Below are 20,161 nucleotides of genomic sequence, written 5' to 3' on the forward strand. Positions count from 1 at the left end.
CGGGAGCACCGCCGGGAGCACCGCGGCGCCCGCGTCCGCGCCGGCGGCCGCGCAGGCCGCGGCGCCTCCTGACAACGTCCGCTACTCGGCGCCCCCCTCCACGCTGCTGCACTACGCCAGCTTCGTCAATGGCGTGCAGAACCCGGATGGCCTGATCCGCTGGCAGCAAGATGGCGCGCACTACCAGCTTGCAGTGGAGACACGGGTGTTGTGGTTCCGCTTCGCCTTTCACAGCACCGGCGCGCTCAACGAGCGCGGCCTCGCGCCCGAGCGCTATGAGGAGAGCCGCCGTAACCGCGTCGAGGCGGCTCGCTTCGATCGCGCTGCCGGCACGCTCGTCTTCGAGGGGCGCGGCAAGCAGGAGCCGTTGCCGGCCGCGGGCCAGGACCGTTTCAGCGTGTTCCTGCAACTGGTGGGGCTGGTGCGGGGCAATCCGCAGCGCTACGCCACGCCGGGCGTGACGGAGACCTTCGAAGTGGCGGATACGCGTGACCTGGAGCCCATGCAGGTGCAGTATGTGGGGGAAGAGGACGTGGATACCGGCCATGGCGCGGTGCGGGCCAAGCATTTCGTGCGGCTGCCGCGCCATGCCAATGATCGCCGGCGCGTGGAAGTGTGGCTGGCGCAGTCGCTGCAGTGGATGCCAGTGAAGCTGCAGCAGACGGAGCCCGACGGCACGCAGATCGAGCTTGTTTATCGCGACAGCGAACCGCTGCGCTGAGCCTGCAAGCTGTCTTCAGACCGTCTCACGTCCGGCTTAGGCCCGTCCGCAAGCCAGGCCCGTCCGCAAGCCGTCCGCAAGCCGCGGCATCGGCCGCCGCTGTGGTTCACCGTGTTTTCACCAACAACCGGAGACCCGTCATGAGCGCCACCCTGCCACCATCCGAGACCCGCCGCGTGCGCGTGGGCGATATCAGCCTGCAAGTGCGCATTGACGGGGGCGACGGCCCCTGGGTGGTCCTGGCGCATGCGCTGGGCGCCAATCACACCTTGTGGGATGCCACGGCGCGCCACCTGGCGCCGCGCTATCGCGTGCTGCGCTACGACCTGCGCGGGCACGGCCAGAGCGATGCGCCGATCGGCGCCTACTCGATGATCCGCCTGGCCGACGATGTGGCCTGCCTGATGGATGTGCTGGAGGTGCCGGCCGCGCATTTCGTCGGGGTCTCGGTGGGCGGCATGATCGCCCAGACCGCGGCCGTGCGCCATCCCGAGCGTTTGCTGTCGCTGACCCTGGTCGCGACCGTCAACCGCACGCCGCTGGGTGGCCACCCGATGTGGCATGAGCGCATCGGGCATGTGGAAGCGCACGGCATGGCGGGCGTTGCCGACAGCACCATGCAGCGCTGGTTCAGCGCGGCATTTGGCGGTGCGCATCCGCAGGAGGTGGCCCGCGTGCGCGAGATGCTGCTGGCCACGCCCGTGCACGGCTACGTCGGCACCAGCCAGGCCATCATGGCATTTGACCTGGCCGGGGCGATTTCGCGGATTCATTGTCCTACTCTGGTCGTGGCCGGCGAGGAGGACCTGGGGGCGCCGCCGGCGATGGCACGCGAGATAGCCGCCGCCATTCCCGGTGCCCGGCTCGAAATCCTGCCTCACGCCGCGCACCTTGCCCATATCGAGCAGGCGGCCCGCTTTCATTGCGTGCTGGACGCTTTTCTTGGCAATGCGGCTTGCGGCGCGCAGTGCGATGTACCCTGAGACGAACCTTGGCGCTCAAGGCAGAGCTAGGCAGAACGGCGGGCGATGGCTTTCCCACCAAACTCAAGAACTTGCTGGGATGGCCGTTGCCCAATGTAGTGAGGGAACGCTTAATACCTGCGGTTTGTCGAAGCAGAACTTGAAAACACGGCAAACACCCTCAGCTTGGAGGTGAAATCGCGGAGGGCAACCGGCCAGTGTGCCGGTTATCGAAATAATCCGTCGCCCCCCGCTTGACCCATGACAGCCAGGAGGTATGCCATGCAAATGATCTACAACAGCGACAATTACTGCATTGTCGAGTTTGGTGCGGATGTCGAGCATGCGCCTCTTGCCTCTGGCGGCTATGAAATCGTGGACAAGAACCTGAAACGCGAGATTTTCCTCGGTGGCCAGATGGCCGAGAGCTTTCGCGCGGACGTGACGCGTCTGATCGAAAGCGAGCCGTCGGTGGAAGAGGTGGATGATTTCCTTGGCAAGTTCGATACAGTGATGATTCACCCGCTAGTGATGCACTAGGCTCCGCGGTTGCCTTTGCCAGCGTTCCGTCGCGTGACGGGCTGGCAAGCCAAGCCATAGAGGAAATAGCAAGAAGCCCGCGCATCGCGCGGGCTTCCTGCTTTCAGGCATCGTGCATTCAGTATCTGTTCCCGGCCTCTGTTCCCGGCCAGCTTCCGGTCATTCAATACTGTTAATACTGTTCCCAGGGCAGCCCGGCATGGCGCCAGCCGTTGAGCGTATTGCGGTGGCGCTCGGCGTCGAGGTCGCCCTCGAAGCCATGCAGCACGTTGTAGACGGTAGAGAACCCGGCACCCTCCAGGGCCCGCGCGGCGGCCGTCGAGCGGTTGCCGCTGCGGCAGATCAGCAGCACCGGGCGCGCCGATGCCTGGCCAGCGAGCTTTTTCACCGACTGCACGAAATGCGGGTTCACCTCCCAGTCGGGACCATCGTTCCAGGGCACGTTGTGCGCCCCCTTGGGGTGCCCGACAAAGAGGTACTCCATTTCGCTGCGGCAATCGATGAAGAGCGCATCGGGTGACTCGCTGAGGAGCGTTTGCGCGTCGCCGGGGCTGAGGTGTTGCATGGGCAAGGCTTTCCGTTAATGGGAACAAGGGCGAATGTGCCCCAGTGTAGGGCCGGGCGGTGCCGCGCGGCAACCCGCGAGCGCCGTTGGCTGCACCGCCCGGATGCCGCCGTTATTCCGCAAACCATTGATGTAACTGATAAAATCGCAGTCTTTTCTCTTGCTGTCGAGCCCCACATGAGCGCCGCCCCACGTTCCGCCTCGCTTCCTCCCGCGCGCCCCTACACCCGGGCGGCCAACCTGCCGGCCCTGCTGCGCGAGCGCATCCTGATCCTGGATGGCGCCATGGGCACCATGATCCAGCGCTACAAGCTGACCGAGGCAGATTACCGCGGCGAGCGCTTCGCCGGGCACCATGTCGACGTCAAGGGCAATAACGAGCTGCTGCTGCTGAGCCGCCCGCAGGTCATCAGCGAGATCCACGAGCAATACCTGGCCGCCGGCGCCGACCTGATCGAGACCAATACATTTGGTGCGACGGGCGTGGCCCAGGAAGACTACAAGATGGCGGACCTGGCGTACGAGATGAACGTCGTTGCCGCCCGGCTGGCGCGCGAGGCCTGCGACAAATACAGCACGCCCGACAAGCCGCGCTTTGTGGCCGGCGCCTTCGGCCCCACGCCCAAGACCGCGAGCATCTCGCCGGACGTGAACGACCCGGGCGCGCGCAACGTGACCTTCGAAGAGCTGCGCCATTCGTACTACGAGCAGGGCAAGGGCTTGCTGGAAGGTGGTGCCGACGTGTTCCTGGTGGAAACCATCTTCGATACGCTCAATGCCAAGGCCGCGCTGTTCGCCATCGACCAACTGTTCGAGGACACCGGCGAGCGCCTGCCGGTGATGATCTCCGGCACGGTCACCGACGCCTCCGGGCGCATTCTCTCCGGCCAGACGGTGGAAGCCTTCTGGAACAGCCTGCGCCACGCCCGGCCGATCACCTTCGGCCTGAACTGTGCGCTCGGCGCCACGCTGATGCGCCCCTACATTGCCGAGCTGGCCAAGATCTGCGACGCGGCAGTGTCGTGCTATCCGAACGCCGGCCTGCCTAACCCGATGAGCGATACCGGCTTCGACGAAACCCCGGAGGTCACGTCGTCGCTGGTGGAGGAGTTCGCCGCGTCCGGCCTGGTGAACCTGGTGGGCGGCTGCTGCGGCACCACGCCCGAGCACATCGCCGCCATCGCCGCGCGCGTGGCCAGCAAGAAGCCGCGCGCCTGGCCCGGCCAGTACCGCGACGCCGCCTGAATTCGCATCGCGAGCCCACGGAAACAAGATCAAACCATGACCAACGATACCCTGCCGCCGCGTCCGATGCGCCTGTCCGGCCTCGAGCCTTTCACCATCGATGAAGACACGCTCTTCGTCAACGTCGGCGAGCGCACCAACGTCACCGGCTCCAAGGCCTTCGCCCGCATGATCCTGAACGGCCAGTTCGACGATGCGCTGGTGGTGGCCCGCCAGCAGGTCGAGAACGGCGCGCAGATCATCGACATCAACATGGACGAAGCCATGCTGGACTCCAAGGCGGCCATGGTGAGGTTCCTCAACCTGATCGCCTCCGAGCCCGATATCGCGCGCGTGCCCATCATGCTGGACTCGTCCAAGTGGGAAGTGATCGAGGCCGGCCTGAAGTGCGTGCAGGGCAAGCCCGTGGTCAACTCGATCTCGCTCAAGGAAGGCGAGGAACAGTTCCGCCATCACGCCGAACTGATCCGCCGCTACGGCGCTGCGTCCGTGGTGATGGCCTTCGACGAGCAGGGCCAGGCTGACACCTTTGCCCGCAAGACCGAGATCTGCAAGCGCAGCTACGACATCCTGGTCAATGAAGTCGGCTTCCCGCCCGAAGACATCATCTTCGACCCGAACATCTTCGCGGTGGCGACCGGCATCGAGGAGCACAACAATTACGCGGTGGACTTCATCGAAGCCACCGCCTGGATCAAGCAGAACCTGCCGTACGCCAAGGTCAGCGGCGGCGTGTCCAACGTGTCGTTCTCGTTCCGTGGCAACGACGCGGTGCGCGAGGCCATCCACACCGTGTTCCTGTACCACGCCATCAAGGCGGGCATGGACATGGGCATCGTCAACGCCGGCCAGCTCGGCGTGTACGACCAGCTCGACGCCGAGCTGCGCGAGCGCGTGGAAGACGTGGTGCTCAACCGCCGCGAGGACAGCACCGACCGCCTGCTGGAGATCGCCGACCGCTACAAGGGCGGCGGCGCGAAGAAAGAAGAAAACCTGCTGTGGCGCGGCACCCCGGAGAACCCGGTGCCGGTGGCCGACCGCTTGTCGCACGCGCTGGTGCATGGCCTGACCACCTTCATCGTGGAGGACACCGAGGAAGTGCGCCAGCAGGTGGAGGCACGCGGCGGCCGCACGATCGAGGTGATCGAAGGCCCGCTGATGGACGGCATGAATATCGTGGGCGACCTGTTCGGCGCCGGCAAGATGTTCCTGCCGCAGGTGGTCAAGAGCGCTCGCGTGATGAAGCAGGCCGTGGCTCACCTGTTGCCCTACATCGAGGAAGAAAAGCGGCTGCTGGCCGAGGCCGGCGGCGACGTCAAGGCACGCGGCAAGATCGTCATCGCCACCGTCAAGGGCGACGTGCACGACATCGGCAAGAACATCGTCTCGGTGGTGCTCCAGTGCAATAACTTCGAGGTGGTCAACATGGGCGTGATGGTCCCGTGCAACGAGATCCTGGCGCGTGCCAAGGTCGAGGGCGCGGACATCGTCGGCCTGTCCGGGCTGATCACGCCGTCGCTCGAGGAAATGGCCTACGTCGCCTCCGAGATGCAGCGCGACGACTACTTCCGCATCAAGAAGATCCCGCTGCTGATCGGCGGCGCCACCACCTCGCGCGTGCACACCGCGGTCAAGATCGCGCCGCACTACGAAGGCCCGGTGGTCTACGTGCCGGACGCCTCGCGCTCTGTCAGCGTGGCGTCCAGCTTGTTGTCCGACGATGGCGCGGCCAGGTACCTGGACGAGCTGAAGACCGACTACGAACGTATCCGCCACCAGCACGCCAACAAGAAGGCCACGCCGATGGTGTCGCTGGCGAAGGCCCGCGCCAACAAGACGCCGGTGGACTGGAGCGCCTACGTGCCACCCAGGCCGAAATTCATCGGCCGGCGCATCTTCCGCAACTACGACCTGACGGAGCTCGCCAACTATATCGACTGGGCCCCGTTCTTCCAGACCTGGGACCTGGCCGGCAAATTCCCCGACATCCTCAATGACGAGATCGTCGGCGAATCCGCCCGCCGCGTGTTCTCGGACGGCAAGGCCATGTTGTCGCGCCTGATCCAGGGCCGCTGGCTGACGGCCAACGGTGTGCTGGCCCTGCTGCCGGCCAACGCCGTCAACCACGACGATATCGAGATCTACACCGACGAGACCCGCAGCAAGGTCGCGCTGACCTGGCACAACCTGCGCCAGCAAAGCGAGCGCCCGGTGATCGATGGCGTGATGCGCCCCAACCGCTGCCTGGCCGACTTCGTCGCGCCCAAGGACAGCGGCATCGCTGACTACATCGGCGTGTTCGCGGTCACCGCCGGCATCGGCGTGGACAAGAAGGAAGCCCAGTTCGAGGCCGACCATGACGACTACAGCGCGATCATGCTGAAGTCGCTGGCCGACCGCCTGGCCGAAGCCTTTGCCGAATGCCTGCACGAGCGCGTGCGCCGCGACCTGTGGGGCTACGACGCCGGCGAAGTGCTGACCAACGAACAACTGATCGCCGAGACCTATCGCGGCATCCGTCCGGCGCCGGGCTATCCGGCCTGCCCGGAGCATACGGTCAAGGCGCCGATGTTCGAGTTCCTCAACGCCGCCGAGATCGGCATGGGCATCACCGACTCGCTGGCAATGACGCCAGCCGCATCGGTGAGCGGCTTCTACCTTGCACATCCGGAGTCGACGTATTTCTCGGTCGGCAAGATCGGCGAGGACCAGCTGGACGATATGGTGGCGCGCCGCGGCGAAGAACGCAGCGTGCTGGAGCGCGCGCTCGCACCAAACCTGTAACCGCTTGCGTGCCGGCGCGGCGGCGTTTTGCGCCGCTGTGCCATCGCAAGCCATTGGGCAAGCAGGAAAAAGCCTCTTTAAGCGCATCCATGTGCCTTTGTAAGTTCTTCACTACTCCTTACAAGGCATTACATCTCCTAACAGACCGCGCGGCACTGCGTCCCTAGACTGAGGGCTCACATCAAGTGAACACCGCAGCGAATGTTTCGCAGCGGCGCAAACTGCTAGGAGCCTCTCCATGAACAAACTGCTGATCTCCCTTTCCGCACTCTCGATCGCTGCCGCTTCCTCGCTGGCCATGGCACAAGGAACTGGCGTTGATGCGAAGGCTGGCGTCAACGGCGCCATGGCGGCGCCCGCGATCAGCGCGCCCGCCGACAAGGGTGCAGCCGCCAGCGCGGGTGCAAACGCTGGCCTGGGCGCTTCGGCCAGCGCCGACAAGGGCGTGGATGCCAAGGCTGGCGCCGACGCCGACACGCACGCCAAGTCGACCGCCAAGACCAAGAAGCACACCAGCCACGCCAAGGCCAAGAAGGGCGAGGCAGCAACCGACACTGGCGCGGCCGCTGAAGCCGGCGCGGCGACCAAGGTCCAATAAGGCTGGCCAGGACGGCAAGTCTGGCATGCTGGAACACAGGGACGGGTTCACCCCGTCCCTTTCTCATTGGCGCGGCCAGCTGGGAGCCTGTCAGTTTTGCGCCGACGGTCGGGCGGTTTTGTAAGCACTACAATGCACTAGCCCGGCCGCTCCTGAGCGCTGGTGCACCCATGCCCAGGGAGACATCATGATTCGCGTTTTGATCGCCGACGACCACCAGATCGTGCGCGCCGGCCTGCGGCAGTTTATTTCCGACGAGCCCGATATCCGGGTGGAGGGCGAGGCAGCCAGCGGCGACGAAGTCATGATACGGCTGCGTGAGCTCGAGTTCGATGTGGTGGTGCTCGATATCTCGATGCCCGACCGCAACGGCATCGACGTGCTCAAGCTGCTGCGCCAGCGCCATCCCGAGCTGCCGGTGCTGATCCTCTCCACTTACCCGGAAGAGCAGTACGCCATCAACCTGATCCGCGCGGGCGCTTCCGGCTACCTGACCAAGGAAAGCGCGCCCGACGATCTCGTCAAGGCCATCCGAACCGTGGCCCAGGGCCGGCGCTACGTCAGCGCCAACGTGGCGGACCTGCTTATCGGCGGGCTTGACAAGCCCACCAACCAGCCGCTGCACCAGACCTTGTCCAAGCGCGAGTTCCAGATCTTCTGCAAGCTCTCGCGCGGGCAGTCGGTCTCGGTGATCGCCGAGGAGCTGTTCCTGAGCGTCAAGACGGTCAGCACCTATCGCTCGCGCATCCTGGAGAAGATGGGCATGAAGACCAATGCCGACCTGACCTACTACGCGATCAAGAACGGTCTGGTGGAGTAGGCGCCGCAAAGGCAAGGCGCATTACACGGCACTCTGCCACATTTGCCAGACGCTGCTGTAGGACGGACGCCGATGGTCTCTCCCTACACGCCATTGCTACCATGGAACCATGTTGGATCAAGCTGCGGCCCCCTCGTATCGCGCGCTGCGGGTCCTGCTAATCGAGGACTCAGCGGTATTGCGGGGTATGTTGCTTGAATACCTGAACGCGTTTCCGTTTATCGAAGTCGTGGATTGGGCGGATACCGAAAGCGCGGCGCTGCGCCTCTATGAGGCGGGCAAGTACGAGGTCGTCATCGTCGACCTGCAGTTGCGCCAGGGCAACGGGATCAACGTGCTGCGCGCCTTGCAGAGGAAAGAGGTGTCGGGCATCCGCATCGTTTACACCAATCATGCCCAGGTGCCTACATACCGGCGGCAGTGCGCCGAGGCCGGCGCGGACTATTTCTTTGACAAGTCGCTCGAGCTCGAGCAGGTGTTCCGGGTGATCGAGGAGTACGCGCAGGCAGGTGGCTGAATCCATATCAGCCAGATCAGCCAGATCAGCCAGATCAGCCATATCGACCTGATCGACCGTATCGGCAATACCAGCCGTTCCAAGCGCGGCCATGCCGCGTCAACCTAGAGCAAGGAGAGAATCATGAGAAAGCTGATGGCGCTGTGTGCCCTGGCAGGTGTGGTCCTGGTGACCGGTTGCAATACGATGGCCGGTGCCGGCAAGGACATCGAGAAGGGCGGCGAGAAGGTGCAAGGCGCCGCCGAGAGCACCAAGCAGAAGATGTAAGGTGCCAGCCGCCGTGCCGTGTGCATGGCTACCGGGCAAGAGGAATGGAAAAGGGGCTCCGCGGAGCCCCTTTTCCATTTTTTACTGCTCGGCTGGCCGACTAGCTGGCCGGCGGCGTGCCGGTGGGCGCGTCCTGCGGCCGCTCGCCGGGGTCGCCCATGCCGTCGAGCTCCTCCTCATCGTCGCGCGGCGGCGCCACGATGGCATCGGTGAGCGGCACCACCACCTGGATGGTGACGCCGGCACCGGGTTCCGACCGGAGCTCCAGCGTGCCGCCCAGCGCGACCACGCGCTGCTCCATCCCCAGCAGGCCATGGTGCCCCACCGAGCGCTGCGATTCGAAATCCGCCGGCAGCCCGCGCCCGTTGTCGCTGATTGCCAGCGAGAGCACGCCGTCGGCGCAATCGAGCTGGATGGACACGCGCTGCGCTTCGGCGTACTTGCTGGCGTTGGTGAGCGACTCCTGCACGATGCGGTATAGGGCGATGGCCGCGTCGTCGCGCAGCGGCGGCACCGCCTCTGCCAGCTGCACATCCGCCTCCCACTGGTTGCGCGCCGCCACTTCCTCCACCAGCTGGCCGATGGCTTCCTTCAGGCCCAGGTTGAGCAGCACGGTGGGCCGCAGGTCCTCGATCAGGCGCCGCTTGATCTGGATCCCCTGGTCCACATGCAGCATCACGCGGGTGAGCTTTTCCGCCACATCCGGGTGGGTGTCCTGGACGCGGCGGCGCACCCAGTGCATATCGAGCTTGGTGGCCGTCAGGATGGCGCCCAGCTCGTCGTGCAGCTCGCGCGCCAGCCGCGTCTTCTCGTCCTCGGTCACGCGCTGCAGGTGGGATGCCAGCGCCGATAGCTGGCGGGTGCGCGAGCGCACCATGCTGTCCAGGCGCGCGCTTTCCTCCTCTAGCTCGCTGCGTGCGGCTTCCGATACCGCCATGCGGCGCGAATGCTGCAAGCCCACCACAATCAGCAGCACGATATTGATGGCGGTCAGCAGGCCGATGCCGTAGCGCGACAGAGCAAGGTCGCGGTCGGCGTACTCCAGGCTCTGCGACACCGATTTGGCCTCGCGTTGCAGCAAGGCTTCCAGCCCGCGCCGCGCGTTGTCCATCGTCTGTTTGCCGAAGTCCGTGCGCACCAGGTCGAGCGCCACTTCCACGTCGCGCTTGCCGTAGAGCAGTGTCAGGTCCATCTCGGTGAGCTTGCGGCTGACGGCGGTGGAGGCCTCGGTGAACAGCTTGAGCGCCTCGGGGTCGTCCGCGTAGCGGTTGCGCAGCGCGCTCATCAGCGCATTGATGCGCGGCACGGCCTTGTAGTACGGCTGAAGGTAGCTTTCCTTGCCGGTCAGCAGGAAGCCACGCTGGCCGGCTTCGGCAGTGACCAGCTCGCCGAGCAGGGCGTTGATCTGGCCCTGCACCTGCTGCGACTGGATGACTTGCGTATAGCCCTGGCGCAAGCGGATATTGCCTGCCTCGGAGGCGATCAGCACCACCACGGTAAGCACGATGCCGCCCGCCAGAAGCAAGGTCGAGCGCAGCAGTGACTGCTTGAACATGTTCGTTTCCCGAAGTCGGGCGCCTGGCCGGCGCGGCGTCTCCCGCGCCTGGCCTGCACCTTGTCTGCGACGATGGAAGCACATCGACTGTCTGCGGTCAACCCGCCGTGTCTCCGGTGCGGCCTACGAGGCCGCGCCGGCGCTTGGACTGTAGGAATTGGCTGACAAGCGAATCGGTGCGGCTGCGGTGTCCGGGCGGAGGTCTGCTTTCTACCATGGTTCCATGAGCTTGCGCACCCTGCGTCAAGCCAGCTCGGGAAGAACGAGGGAGAACGCCAATGCTGAAATGGGCGCTGATTCTTGCAGTGGTTTCCGTGGTCGCCGGCTTGCTGGGGTTCACAGGGATTGCTGCCGGTGCGGCCGGCATTGCCAAGATCCTGTTCTTCATCTTCCTGGTGCTGTTCGTGCTGTTCCTTGTCCTGGGCGTGACCGTGTTCAAGGCGGTGAAATAGCCAATCGCAATCACCGATCGCTAATCGCTAATCGCCAGCCGCTGTCACTTGCCAAGCGCGCGCCTGCTGGCGCGGCAGCCCAATCCACTTAGGGAGCCATCACCATGTTGCACTACGCAGTCGTATTTTTTGTCATCGCCCTGATCGCCGCGGTATTCGGCTTTGGCGGCATCGCGGCAGGGGCGGTCGAGATCGCCAAGATCCTGTTCTTCATCTTCCTGGTGGTTGCGCTGGTGACGTTTGTGATCGGCCTGGTCAGGCGCTAGGTGCCAGGCGAGAGCGCGGCGGTCGGCAGGGCCGCCGCACTCGATCCACGCAGCGCGCCCCGGCAGTTAGCACGAACCCAGTCACAGCGCGTCATCAGACGAAACGGAGGTAAGCCAATGCTGACCAACAATCCGAGGATCCGAAAAGAAGTGAATCACCTGGCTGATCGTGCCGAAAGCACGGTGCGACAGATCCGGCATGCCGCACGCGATACGCGCGGCGCCGCCCGCGAAGCCACGGGGCCCGTGGCCGGCGAGGTCGGCGCACTGATCGCCCAGCTCGAGCAAACCTTGGAAGTGCTGGGGCGCGAAGGTTCGTCCGAGGCAGTGCAAGCCGGGCGCCGGTTGCACGACCGCTCTCACGCGCTGGCCGACCAACTCAAGAGCCGTGCCCGCGAACGTGTCGGCTACGCCGTGCATGGCGTGCAGCAACGCGTGGTGGAGTCGCCGTTGAAGGCGCTTGGCATCGCGGCGGCGGCCGGCGCTTTCGTCGCCTTGCTGCTGGCGGCCAGCGGACGCGCCCGCGGCGATTGACCGAGGCACGCCGACAAGTTCGCGGACATGCTGGGCAAGGGCTAGCGCTACGGCGCCAGCCTTGCCGGCAGTGCTGCATGCGCCGCGCAGGTGACGTTGGCCGCACCCTGAAACACAGATATTTCCCCTTCCGGATCCCCTCCCTGATCCGGCACGCCCGGCCAGAAACATCGGCCGGGCATTCTTTTTTGCCGGAAGTGCGAGCAGGCAGGGGGGGAATCCAGGCGGGCCGGAAGCGAGCCGGAAGCGCGACAAGAAGCAGGGAGCGAAAAGCGAGGGATCGGAAGGGGTCGGCAAGGCGGCCGGCTGGCGCCGGCCACCTTGTTTTCTATCTATGGGGGATTCGGCGCGCTGCCTACACGCCCCACATCACCTCGGTGTTCTCGCGCTGGGATGCGCGCAGCATGTCGAGGAAGGGGTAGGCGCGCTGGCCCAGGTGCAGGGGCTCTTCCTCGTTGTCATCGTCATTCTTGCCGGGGTGGACCGACGATACGGCAGGGTGCACCTTCTTGGCGTCCGTCACAGCGGCTTCCAGTATATGGATGCAGCGTGGCAGTTCCTCGGTGGTGATCACCCCGCGCTCCCCCAGGTGCTTGCCGATAATCCCCAGGAGCGTCACGGCAAGGTCTCTCATCATGATGAGGTCCTGCGACGCGTGGGATTTGAAGGTGATCAGCATGATATTTCCTTTCCTTGGCGTACAGCGAAATACATGGGCGAAAACCATGGCCGCGCGGCCTGTCCCGGGACCGGGCAGGGGGCTCGCAACGGCCGGTTTTGGGCTTGCTGCATGATGTCAGCATAGCACCTGATAAAATTCTGCGTTCTGCAATTCATTGCCTGCCACGCGGCGCGGCCTCCACATGCCGCCCGTGACGGTGCCGCCGCGGCAGAACCGCCGCGATGGCACCAGACAACCGCCTCAGGGCCACGACATCCATGCTGCCAGTTCAGACCACCAATCTTGCCGCTGCGTTCAATGACGCGGTGCGCGCAATCGCCCCGGCCGACGCCGCCCTGCCCGACGCCGTCTTCGAGCGTCCGAAGGTCGCCGCCCACGGCGACCTGGCCTGCAATCTCGCCATGCAGGTTGCCCGCGCGCTCAAGCGCAACCCGCGGGAGCTGGCCCAGCAGATCGTCGATGCAGTCAAGGCCGACGCGCGTACCGCAGGGCTGGTGGCCGGCCTGGAAATCGCCGGCCCCGGCTTTATCAACCTGCGCCTGACGCCGGCTGCCAAGGCCGATGTGCTGCGCGCGGTGCTGGAGCAGGGCAACCGCTACGGCGCCAAGGCGCAGGGCGTGCACGGCAAGGTGCTGGTCGAGTTCGTCTCCGCCAACCCGACCGGCCCGCTGCACGTCGGCCACGGCCGCCAGGCGGCACTGGGCGACGCGCTGGCCAACCTGCTGGACTGGCAGGGTTTTGCCGTGCATCGCGAGTTCTACTACAACGACGCCGGCGTGCAGATCCAGACCCTGGCCGTATCGGTGCAGGCGCGCGCCCGCGGCGTCAAGCCGGGCGATGCCGCGTGGCCGGAGTCGGCCTACAACGGCGACTACATCGCCGACATCGCTGCCGATTTCCTGGCCGGCAAGACCGTGCGCGCCTCCGACGGCGACGCCGTGACGGCCTCCGGCAACGTCGAAGACATCGAGTCGATCCGCAAGTTCGCCGTGGCCTACCTGCGCAACGAGCAGGACATCGACCTGCGCGCCTTCGGCGTCAAGTTCGACCGCTACTACCTGGAGTCCTCGCTGTACAGCGATGGCCGCGTCGAGGCCGCGGTGCAGTCGCTGGTGGCCAAGGGCAAGACCTACGAGAACGAAGGCGCCCTGTGGCTGCGCACCACCGACGAAGGCGATGACAAGGACCGCGTCATGCGCAAGACCGACGGCACCTATACCTACTTCGTGCCGGACGTGGCCTACCACACCAGCAAGTGGGAGCGCGGCTTCGCCAAGGTCATCAACGTGCAGGGCAGCGACCACCACGGCACCATCGCCCGCGTGCGCGCCGGCCTGCAGGGGCTGGACATCGGCATCCCCAAAGGCTACCCCGACTACATCCTGCACAAGATGGTCACCGTCATGAAGAACGGCGAGGAGGTCAAGATCTCCAAGCGCGCCGGTTCCTACGTGACCGTGCGCGACCTGATCGAGTGGAGTAACGGCGCGGAAGGCGGCGAGACCATCCGCGGCTGCCTGGAAGCCGGCGTGGCCGACTGGCCCGAGCACTTCACCCGCGGGCGCGACGCGGTGCGCTTTTTCCTGCTGTCGCGCAAGGCCGATACGGAATTCATCTTCGACGTCGACCTGGCCCTCAAGCAGAACGACGAGAACCCGGTGTATTACGTGCAGTACGCCCATGCCCGCATCTGCTCGATCTTCGAATCCTGGGGCGGCGCGGACTGGGAGGCCAAGCTGCCTGCCCTGGCCGGCACCGACCTGGCCCCCGTGACCGGCGCCGACGCTACCCCGCAGGCGCTCGCGCTGGGCCAGCGCCTGGCCGATTTCCCGGACATGCTGGCGGCAGCGGCGGGTGAACTGGCGCCGCATGCGGTCGCCTTCTACCTGCGGGACCTGGCGGGCGATTTCCACGCGTTCTACAACTCCGACCGCGTGCTGGTGGACGACGAGACGGTCAAGCTGGCTCGCCTGGCGATGCTGGCCGCCACCCGCCAGGTGCTGCGCAATGGGCTGGCCGTCATCGGCGTCTCGGCGCCGCAGCGCATGTAAGCCAGGCCGGCGTCGTGAAAGGGGGCAAGCCCCCCTTCATGACGCGCCTTATCCGTATCGCCCTGACCACAGACAGTGATGCCGGGATCGGCGCAGGCTCTATAATCGCGCCATCACGCTAGAGGAATTCATGCAACAGCAACGCAAGCGCACCCCGCGCAATGCCAGCCGCGCCCCGCAGCGCGGAGGTACGTTCCTGGGACTGGTGCTGGGCCTGATCGTCGGCCTGGCGATCGCGGTAGTGGTCGCCCTGTACATCACCAAGTCGCCGGCGCCATTCCAGCAAAAGGGCGCGCAGAAGCCGGCCGAGCCCGGCAATGTGGTCAGCAACCTGCCCGCTCCGGCGCAGGAAGCGCCAAGCGATCCCAACAAGCCGCTGTGGAGCAAGACGCCGGCCAAGCCGGTTGGGTCCGCCGCTGAGCCCGAGCAGCCGTCCGGCCCGGCGCCGACCACGGTGAAGCCGCCCGAGCGCCAGCCGCCGGTAGCCGTCACCCGGCCAGCCGACAAGCCCTCCGCCGAGAAACCCGCGGACAAGCCCGCCGATCGGCCCGCCGCCGAGAAGCCGGCCGACAAGACCGCGCAGAAGCCGGCGGAAAAGCCTGCCGAAAAGCCGGCCGAGAAGCCTGTCGCCGACCCGATCGCCGAGATCGCCCAGGCCGATGCCAACAAGGTAGGCTACCTGCTGCAGGTAGGCGCCTTCCGCTCGCAGGACGACGCCGACCGCCAGAAGGCCAACCTGGCCATGCAGGGGTTCGAAGCCAAGGTGACCGAGCGCGATGTCAACGGCGTCAAGCTCTATCGCGTGCGCCTGGGGCCGTTCAACAAGATCGACGACATGAACCGTTCGCGCGACCGGCTGCAGGCGTCGGGCTTCGAGGCTTCGGTCATCCGCTTTACCAAGCAGTAACAAGCAGTAACGGTAACCCGGGGCGATCCGCTGAACCGGATTGCCCCGCCGCTGTCATACGCTCATTGCCCATTCTCGAAAGCCGCGCCACATGAAGAAACTCGCCACCTTGTTTGCCACGCTGGTCGCTGTGACCGGTTTCCTGATGACCGCGCCCGCCCAGGCAGCCGCGCCCACCTCGGGCAAGGAATACCAGGTCCTGAAAGCACCGCAGCCCGTCGCGCCGGGCAAGATCGAAGTCACCGAGTTCTTCTGGTACGGCTGCCCGCACTGCTTTGACTTCGAGCCTGAGCTGGAAGCCTGGGTAGGCAAGCAGGGCAAGGATGTGGTGTTCAAGCGCGTGCCGGTTGCCTTCCGCGACGACCTGCTGCCGCACACCAAGATCTTCTACGCGCTGGAAGCCATCGGCAAGCTGGACGCCATGCACACCAAGGTCTTCAACGCCATCCACGTCGACCGCAAGCGCATGCTGGACCCGAACGAAATCGCCGACTTCATGGCCAAGAACGGCATCGACCGCAAGGCCTTCCTCGATGCTTACAACTCGTTCTCGGTGACCACCAACTCGCAACGTGCCAACAAGATCGCCGACGCCTACAAGGTCGACGGCGTGCCGACCATCGTGGTGCAGGGCAAGTACGTGACCTCGCCGTCCATCGCCGGCACCAAGGGCACGGCCATCCAGACCATGGATTACCTGGTCGGCCAGGTGCGCGACAAGAAAATGTAATTCCCGGGCTGCGGCCAACGGCCTTTGGGCTCGCCACGCGCGAGCCGGCCGATGGCCACCAGCGGTCGACCGGCACCGCCGGCGCCGGCGAGGCGCAGCGGCGTCCGGCGCGCGCCAGGGCGGGTCGGTCGGCATGAACCATGTTGCGCTTACCCCTGGACCCTCCCGATGCGAGCACAGAAAGTCTTCCTTACCGGCGCGTCGAGCGGACTCGGCCAGGCCCTGGCGCGCGAGTACGCCTCGCAGGGCGCCATCCTCGGCCTGGTTGGCCGGCGCGAAGAGGTGCTGCGTGAATTCGCCCGCACCCTGCCCAATCCCAATGCGGTGCGCGTCTACGGCGCGGATGTGCGCGATGCCGATGCCATGCAGCGCGCCGCCCAGGACTTCCTCGAGCATTTTGGTTGCCCCGATGTGGTGATCGCCAATGCAGGCGTATCGGTTGGCACCGTCGCCAGCGAGCGCGAGGACCTCGAAGCCTTCCGCATGGTGATGGACACCAACTGGTTCGGCGTGCTCACCACCTTCCAGCCCTTCATGCAGCCCATGCGCGAGCGCGATCCCGGCGCCGGCGGCTGGCGCGGCACGCTGGTCGGCATTGCCAGCGTAGCCGGCGTGCGCGGCCTGCCAGGCGGGGGTGCCTACAGCGCCTCCAAGTCCGCGGTGATCAAGCTGCTGGAGAGCTTGCGCCTGGAACAGCGCCGCGAGCGCATCCGCGTGGTCACTATCGCGCCTGGCTACATCCGCACGCCGATGACCGAGCACAACCCCTATCGCATGCCTTTCCTGATGGACGCCGATGTGTTCGCCCGCAAGACGGTGCGTGCTATTGCCGCAGGGCGTCGCTTTGCCGTGGTGCCCTGGCAGATGGGCGTGGTCGCATCCATCCTGCACCTGATGCCGCGCTGGCTCTACGACGCGATCTTCTCCCGCGCGCCGCGCAAGCCGCGCGCGCAGGAGGGGAGCCAGGACAAGCAGCCATGAGCTGGCAGGACGCAGCCGGCGTCCTGCACCACCCCGCCACGGGCGAGGTGCGCATTGCCTCGCTGGTGCCGTCCGTTACCGAACTGCTGTTTGCCCTGGGGCTGGGTCCCCTGATGGTGGCGCGCACCGGCTTTTGCATCCATCCAGAGCCAGCCGTGCGTGCCGTTGCCAAGGTGGGCGGCACCAAGGATGTCAGCCTTGGGCGGCTACGGGCATTGGCGCCCACCCATGTAGTGGTCAACATCGACGAGAACCGGCGCGAGACGGTGGACGAGATCCGCGCGTTTGTGCCGCATGTGATCGTCACCCACCCCTGTGCGCCCGAGGACAACCTGGCGCTCTACCGGCTGCTTGGCGGTATCTTCGGCCGCCTTGCCGAAGCGGAATCGCTCTGCGCCGCCATGGCATCCGAACTGGCGCAGGTACGTGCCCGGCAGTGGCCCGCGCGCAAGGTCCTGTATGCGATCTGGCAGGATCCGTGGATGACGGTGTCGCGCGGTACCTATATCAGCCAGATGCTGGCGCTGGTGAACTGGCAGACGTGGCCTTCGGCTGACGCCATGCCCGAGGCTTGTGTTGATGGGGAGTGCAGCCGGCCCAATACGCCGCAGACGCGGTATCCGACCTTCCGGTGGAGCGACGCGCTGGTGCGGGAGATTGACCTTGTCCTGCTTTCCAGTGAGCCGTATCGGTTTACCGAGGCACATGTTGATGCGCTGGAGCGGCAGATCGGCAAGGAGGTTTTGCTGATCGATGGGGAGATGGTTTCCTGGTATGGGAGCCGGGCCGTGGAGGGGGTGAGGTATTTGTCGAGGTTTGCAGGTGGGGTTTAGGGGGGTAGGGGGGGCTTCGGTTTCGGTTGCTACTGCTTGACGTCAACTGCAGCGGCTTAACTGCCAGTTCAAGGGCAAAAGCTGAAAGTCAAAGGCAGTTTCACCTCCCCTGCGGGGAGGCGACCTACTTTCTTGTCTCGCCCTCCATGTCAGGATACTTATCGCCTCCGTCTCCTTGGTGAAGCAGAATGGAGGGCGGTGTGCGAATAGGTGATGACACGATATGCAACCGAGCACCGGGAATGGGTGGTGGAGCAGATGATGCCGCCGCTGAACCGGTCGGTCGTGGAGTTGGCCAAGGCCACGGGGATCACGACAGTGACCTTGCGGACTTGGCGCAGGATGGCGAGAGAAGCGGGAAGAATTGTGCCGGGTGATGGAAAGCAAAGCGATCAATGGAGCAGCGCGGACAAGTTTCGCGTGGTGTTGGAGACAGCGCCGCTGAGTGAAGCGGAGTTGTCGGAGTACTGCCGTGCAAAGGGCATCCAGCCGGAGCAGATTCAGCAATGGCGTGAGGCGTGCGAGCAGGCCAATGCGCCTGCCCCCGTCAAGCGAACGCTGGCGCAGCGGCGGGAAGACGAAGCGGCGCGCAGGCGAGTGCGGGAACTGGAGCGCGAACTCAAGCGCAAGAATGCGGCGCTGGCGGAGACAGCGGCACTGCTGGTCTTGCAAAAAAAAGCCGCAGCGATCTGGGGACGGGACGAGGAAGACTGATCAGCACCCCGGATCGCTTGGAAGCCATAGAGTTGATCGATGACGCTGTAAGCGCCGGGGCGCGGCAGGAGAAGGCCTGCGAGGCGCTCGGTGTGACCGAGCGGACCTTGCAGCGCTGGCGGCAAGCGCCCGCCGACGGGCGGCCTGAAGCGCGTCGCGAGGCACCGGCCAACAAGTTCAGCGAAGCAGAACGGCAGGCGGTGCTGAGAGCGGCGAACCGGCCGGGTTACGCGAGCCTGACGCCGCACCAGATCGTGCCGAAGCTGGCGGATGAGGGGATCTACGTGGGATCGGTATCGACGATCTACCGGGTGCTGCATGCAGCGGGACAAAGCCGGCGGCGCGGCCGCAGCAAAACCCCGTGTACGCGCCCGCCGACGACGCACCGGGCCACGGGTCCGAACCAGGTGTGGTGTTGGGACATTACCTGGCTGCCGACCACGGTCAAGGGCAAGTTCTTCTACTGGTACATGATGAAGGACATCTACAGCCGCAAGCTGGTCGCCAACGAGGTGCATGAGGGCCAGACGGCGGAGGATGCAGGCCGCCTGCTGATGCACGGCTGTTTGCGGGAGCAAACAGCAGGTCGTCCGCTGGTACTGCACTCGGACAACGGCAAGGCCATGAAAGGGGCCACTATGCTGGCAGCGATGTATGACCTGGGCGTGGTGCCCTCCTACAGCCGGCCCAGGGTGAGCAACGACAACGCCTATGCCGAAGCGTTGTTCCGTACGGCGAAGTACTGCCCGATGTGGCCGGAGCGCCCGTTCGAGAGCCTGGAACAAGCGCGGGAGTGGGTGCTGCGCTTCGTGCGTTGGTACAACGATGAGCACCGACACAGCGGTCTGAAGTACGTCACGCCAAACCAGCGGCATCAGGGCACAGCCACTGCACTGTTGGCGCAGAGAAAGGCGCTGTATGAAGCGGCGCGCGCCCGGAATCCGCAGCGTTGGACCGCGGGCATCCGCAACTGGGAACTCCCGGATGCGGTGTACCTGAACCCGGAGCGAGCGCAGCAAAACGGAGAGAATTACAAGCAAGCAGCGTAACGGCTGAGGCGACAATTACCTTGACACACGCCGCTCGCCAAGAAAGTAGGCAAAGAAGCGACCCGGATGGGGCGACCCCCCCCCTCGTCGCCGGACGAAAAGAGCGGCCGGAGGCCAAACTCGCATCGCCTTAAGGCGACACTCAAACATGGCCTCCTCGTTTCCGCTCTTTTCGCCCGACGACGAGGCGCCCCATAACGGGAGATGAAAGGCAGACGGCTCGCTGCGCATCGCGGGTGGGTGATTGCCGCCTGGGGGGCGGCAATCACGGCTAGACCGAATCGAAACTTGATCCCTCTGTGGCAAGCCGTGTTTCCCGCCTGGGGGCGGGAAACACCCRTGCGCGATGCGAAGCGAGCCGTGAAGGTGTGCCAAGGCCGTATGGGGC

The 20,161-nt window shown here is 65.4% G+C and carries 21 protein-coding genes; 18 read left to right on the forward strand and 3 right to left on the reverse strand.

The genetic code is table 11. The features are described from left to right. From AB4061_RS38565 to AB4061_RS38575, 3 genes are all read left to right on the forward strand, one after another. The coding region (locus AB4061_RS38565; RefSeq protein ID WP_441641342.1) for a DUF3108 domain-containing protein at positions 1-721 on the forward strand (721 nt) is incomplete at its 5' end. A 140-nt stretch (positions 722-861) separates the two neighbouring features. Next, positions 862-1,704: a 3-oxoadipate enol-lactonase gene (pcaD, locus tag AB4061_RS38570; RefSeq protein ID WP_441641343.1), complete on the forward strand. Its 843-nt coding sequence runs from the start codon at positions 862-864 to the stop codon at positions 1,702-1,704. Between the two features lie 261 nt (positions 1,705-1,965). Then, on the forward strand, positions 1,966-2,223 hold the full coding sequence (locus tag AB4061_RS38575) for a BTH_I0359 family protein (RefSeq protein WP_006161303.1): 258 nt from the start codon (positions 1,966-1,968) through the stop codon (positions 2,221-2,223). A gap of 172 nt (positions 2,224-2,395) precedes the next feature. On the opposite strand, the gene AB4061_RS38580 is transcribed toward AB4061_RS38575, so the two are convergent. Further along, a complete protein-coding gene (locus AB4061_RS38580; protein WP_006161304.1) occupies positions 2,396-2,788 on the reverse strand; it encodes a rhodanese-like domain-containing protein in 393 nt (130 codons plus the stop codon). A gap of 177 nt (positions 2,789-2,965) precedes the next feature. Between AB4061_RS38580 and AB4061_RS38585 the strand changes: the two genes are divergently transcribed. From AB4061_RS38585 to AB4061_RS38610, 6 genes are all read left to right on the forward strand, one after another. Continuing rightward, entirely contained in the window at positions 2,966-4,033 is a 1,068-nt protein-coding gene (locus AB4061_RS38585; RefSeq protein WP_441641344.1) for a homocysteine S-methyltransferase family protein, read from the forward strand. Positions 4,034-4,069: 36 nt separating this feature from the next. Then, positions 4,070-6,817 carry a methionine synthase gene (metH, locus tag AB4061_RS38590; protein ID WP_441641345.1) on the forward strand — a complete coding sequence of 916 codons (2,748 nt, stop codon included), beginning with the start codon at positions 4,070-4,072 and terminating at the stop codon, positions 6,815-6,817. Positions 6,818-7,055: 238 nt separating this feature from the next. Further along, positions 7,056-7,415, forward strand: a complete 360-nt coding sequence (locus AB4061_RS38595) for a hypothetical protein (RefSeq protein ID WP_441641346.1) — start codon at positions 7,056-7,058, stop codon at positions 7,413-7,415. A gap of 187 nt (positions 7,416-7,602) precedes the next feature. After that, on the forward strand, positions 7,603-8,235 hold the full coding sequence (locus AB4061_RS38600; RefSeq protein WP_441641347.1) for a response regulator: 633 nt from the start codon (positions 7,603-7,605) through the stop codon (positions 8,233-8,235). 109 nt (positions 8,236-8,344) lie between these two features. Further along, positions 8,345-8,752: a response regulator gene (locus tag AB4061_RS38605; protein ID WP_441641348.1), complete on the forward strand. Its 408-nt coding sequence runs from the start codon at positions 8,345-8,347 to the stop codon at positions 8,750-8,752. A gap of 123 nt (positions 8,753-8,875) precedes the next feature. After that, positions 8,876-9,019: an entericidin A/B family lipoprotein gene (locus tag AB4061_RS38610; protein ID WP_035859076.1), complete on the forward strand. Its 144-nt coding sequence runs from the start codon at positions 8,876-8,878 to the stop codon at positions 9,017-9,019. 100 nt (positions 9,020-9,119) lie between these two features. Here the strand turns inward: AB4061_RS38610 and AB4061_RS38615 are convergent, their stop codons facing one another. Continuing rightward, entirely contained in the window at positions 9,120-10,574 is a 1,455-nt protein-coding gene (locus tag AB4061_RS38615) for a CHASE3 domain-containing protein (protein WP_441641349.1), read from the reverse strand. A gap of 278 nt (positions 10,575-10,852) precedes the next feature. Between AB4061_RS38615 and AB4061_RS38620 the strand changes: the two genes are divergently transcribed. The 3 genes from AB4061_RS38620 (at position 10,853) to AB4061_RS38630 (ending at position 11,826) form a co-directional block, all read left to right on the forward strand. Beyond that, the gene (locus AB4061_RS38620; RefSeq protein ID WP_441641350.1) at positions 10,853-11,026 is read left to right on the forward strand and encodes a DUF1328 family protein; all 174 of its coding nucleotides are present in this window, start codon (positions 10,853-10,855) and stop codon (positions 11,024-11,026) included. Positions 11,027-11,130: 104 nt separating this feature from the next. Continuing rightward, positions 11,131-11,292 carry a DUF1328 domain-containing protein gene (locus tag AB4061_RS38625; RefSeq protein WP_441636170.1) on the forward strand — a complete coding sequence of 54 codons (162 nt, stop codon included), beginning with the start codon at positions 11,131-11,133 and terminating at the stop codon, positions 11,290-11,292. Positions 11,293-11,409: 117 nt separating this feature from the next. Continuing rightward, complete coding sequence (locus AB4061_RS38630; protein ID WP_441641351.1) at positions 11,410-11,826, forward strand: hypothetical protein; 417 nt, start codon at positions 11,410-11,412, stop codon at positions 11,824-11,826. A 355-nt stretch (positions 11,827-12,181) separates the two neighbouring features. Here AB4061_RS38630 and AB4061_RS38635 read toward each other — a convergent pair whose 3' ends face one another. Continuing rightward, on the reverse strand, positions 12,182-12,505 hold the full coding sequence (locus AB4061_RS38635; RefSeq protein WP_441641352.1) for a DUF1840 domain-containing protein: 324 nt from the start codon (positions 12,503-12,505) through the stop codon (positions 12,182-12,184). 260 nt (positions 12,506-12,765) lie between these two features. Between AB4061_RS38635 and argS the strand changes: the two genes are divergently transcribed. The 6 genes from argS (at position 12,766) to AB4061_RS38665 (ending at position 19,773) form a co-directional block, all read left to right on the forward strand. Beyond that, entirely contained in the window at positions 12,766-14,559 is a 1,794-nt protein-coding gene (gene argS / locus AB4061_RS38640) for an arginine--tRNA ligase (protein ID WP_441641353.1), read from the forward strand. 130 nt (positions 14,560-14,689) lie between these two features. Next, positions 14,690-15,466, forward strand: coding sequence for an SPOR domain-containing protein (locus AB4061_RS38645; protein ID WP_441641354.1), 777 nt, complete (start codon positions 14,690-14,692; stop codon positions 15,464-15,466). Positions 15,467-15,557: 91 nt separating this feature from the next. Further along, on the forward strand, positions 15,558-16,196 hold the full coding sequence (locus AB4061_RS38650; RefSeq protein WP_441641355.1) for a thiol:disulfide interchange protein DsbA/DsbL: 639 nt from the start codon (positions 15,558-15,560) through the stop codon (positions 16,194-16,196). 168 nt (positions 16,197-16,364) lie between these two features. After that, on the forward strand, positions 16,365-17,177 hold the full coding sequence (locus tag AB4061_RS38655; protein WP_441641356.1) for an SDR family oxidoreductase: 813 nt from the start codon (positions 16,365-16,367) through the stop codon (positions 17,175-17,177). Then, positions 17,174-18,010 carry a helical backbone metal receptor gene (locus AB4061_RS38660; RefSeq protein ID WP_441641357.1) on the forward strand — a complete coding sequence of 279 codons (837 nt, stop codon included), beginning with the start codon at positions 17,174-17,176 and terminating at the stop codon, positions 18,008-18,010. Before AB4061_RS38655 ends, AB4061_RS38660 begins: the two co-directional genes overlap by 4 nt. A gap of 213 nt (positions 18,011-18,223) precedes the next feature. After that, positions 18,224-19,773, forward strand: a protein-coding gene (locus AB4061_RS38665) for an IS3 family transposase (protein ID WP_441641358.1) whose coding sequence is annotated in 2 segments (ribosomal slippage) — positions 18,224-18,710 and positions 18,710-19,773 — 1,551 coding nt in all. Because the reading frame shifts where the segments join, the coding sequence is not laid out codon by codon here. Positions 19,774-20,161 lie beyond the last annotated feature (388 nt).

It is taken from the genome of Cupriavidus sp. YAF13 (genome assembly GCF_052113425.1).
GTDB lineage: Bacteria > Pseudomonadota > Gammaproteobacteria > Burkholderiales > Burkholderiaceae > Cupriavidus.

Bases quoted from the DNA above. Each gene is read 5' to 3' on its own strand.
- pcaD (WP_441641343.1), top strand. From the start codon at position 862: ATGAGCGCCACCCTGCCACCATCCGAGACCCGCCGCGTGCGCGTGGGC.
- AB4061_RS38575 (WP_006161303.1), top strand. From the start codon at position 1,966: ATGCAAATGATCTACAACAGCGACAATTACTGCATTGTCGAGTTTGGT.
- AB4061_RS38580 (WP_006161304.1), bottom strand. From the start codon at position 2,788: ATGCAACACCTCAGCCCCGGCGACGCGCAAACGCTCCTCAGCGAGTCA.
- AB4061_RS38585 (WP_441641344.1), top strand. From the start codon at position 2,966: ATGAGCGCCGCCCCACGTTCCGCCTCGCTTCCTCCCGCGCGCCCCTAC.
- metH (WP_441641345.1), top strand. From the start codon at position 4,070: ATGACCAACGATACCCTGCCGCCGCGTCCGATGCGCCTGTCCGGCCTC.
- AB4061_RS38595 (WP_441641346.1), top strand. From the start codon at position 7,056: ATGAACAAACTGCTGATCTCCCTTTCCGCACTCTCGATCGCTGCCGCT.
- AB4061_RS38600 (WP_441641347.1), top strand. From the start codon at position 7,603: ATGATTCGCGTTTTGATCGCCGACGACCACCAGATCGTGCGCGCCGGC.
- AB4061_RS38605 (WP_441641348.1), top strand. From the start codon at position 8,345: ATGTTGGATCAAGCTGCGGCCCCCTCGTATCGCGCGCTGCGGGTCCTG.
- AB4061_RS38610 (WP_035859076.1), top strand. From the start codon at position 8,876: ATGAGAAAGCTGATGGCGCTGTGTGCCCTGGCAGGTGTGGTCCTGGTG.
- AB4061_RS38615 (WP_441641349.1), bottom strand. From the start codon at position 10,574: ATGTTCAAGCAGTCACTGCTGCGCTCGACCTTGCTTCTGGCGGGCGGC.
- AB4061_RS38620 (WP_441641350.1), top strand. From the start codon at position 10,853: ATGCTGAAATGGGCGCTGATTCTTGCAGTGGTTTCCGTGGTCGCCGGC.
- AB4061_RS38625 (WP_441636170.1), top strand. From the start codon at position 11,131: ATGTTGCACTACGCAGTCGTATTTTTTGTCATCGCCCTGATCGCCGCG.
- AB4061_RS38630 (WP_441641351.1), top strand. From the start codon at position 11,410: ATGCTGACCAACAATCCGAGGATCCGAAAAGAAGTGAATCACCTGGCT.
- AB4061_RS38635 (WP_441641352.1), bottom strand. From the start codon at position 12,505: ATGCTGATCACCTTCAAATCCCACGCGTCGCAGGACCTCATCATGATG.
- argS (WP_441641353.1), top strand. From the start codon at position 12,766: ATGCTGCCAGTTCAGACCACCAATCTTGCCGCTGCGTTCAATGACGCG.
- AB4061_RS38645 (WP_441641354.1), top strand. From the start codon at position 14,690: ATGCAACAGCAACGCAAGCGCACCCCGCGCAATGCCAGCCGCGCCCCG.
- AB4061_RS38650 (WP_441641355.1), top strand. From the start codon at position 15,558: ATGAAGAAACTCGCCACCTTGTTTGCCACGCTGGTCGCTGTGACCGGT.
- AB4061_RS38655 (WP_441641356.1), top strand. From the start codon at position 16,365: ATGCGAGCACAGAAAGTCTTCCTTACCGGCGCGTCGAGCGGACTCGGC.
- AB4061_RS38660 (WP_441641357.1), top strand. From the start codon at position 17,174: ATGAGCTGGCAGGACGCAGCCGGCGTCCTGCACCACCCCGCCACGGGC.